General features: G+C 36.0%; 1 protein-coding gene. It reads right to left on the minus strand.

The window, feature by feature from the left end:
• Positions 1-89: 89 nt before the first annotated feature.
• Complete coding sequence (locus tag I8752_RS31525; RefSeq protein WP_214436077.1) at positions 90-263, minus strand: hypothetical protein; 174 nt, start codon at positions 261-263, stop codon at positions 90-92.
• Positions 264-458 lie beyond the last annotated feature (195 nt).

Raw genomic sequence — 458 nt, forward strand, 5'->3', positions numbered from 1 at the left:
AAGTACCGCCGATTAAATTGACTTTGGTCAAGTAAATTCGGAAACCATTCCTTGTAATTTCCCCTGATAAAACCAAGAAATTGCGTTTCTCAAGGGATAGGCAAATAATCCATTACTAGTGCTAGTGTCATGATTTCACTATCACTCATTCTGGCTTTCACCCCCGGTTTTAACACTGTTGGATTTTTTACTTGCTTTTCATACCAATCATCTACTATCACAAAGATGGTTGTAATTAGCTCTCCAAGGTCTATGCTAGTCATGGGGGAAGTCTGATTTGAAAAGTGTGGTAACTTTCATCTTCTTACTTCTCCTGCCTTTTTCCTAATTCACATTAGGCGTAAATTATTACCCGGACTTGATATTAAGTTGAAATAAATCTGAACTTAAGTACAGTTAAATCTGAGTACTTCAGATTGCTCATCGACGATCTTTTTGCTACTTAAAATATAAACTCA

This window comes from Dendronalium phyllosphericum CENA369 (genome assembly GCF_016056275.1).
Taxonomy (GTDB): Bacteria; Cyanobacteriota; Cyanobacteriia; order Cyanobacteriales; family Nostocaceae; genus Dendronalium; species Dendronalium phyllosphericum.

Excerpts from the sequence above, each read along its gene's own strand:
- I8752_RS31525 (WP_214436077.1), bottom strand. The coding sequence starts at position 263 with ATGACTAGCATAGACCTTGGAGAGCTAATTACAACCATCTTTGTGATA.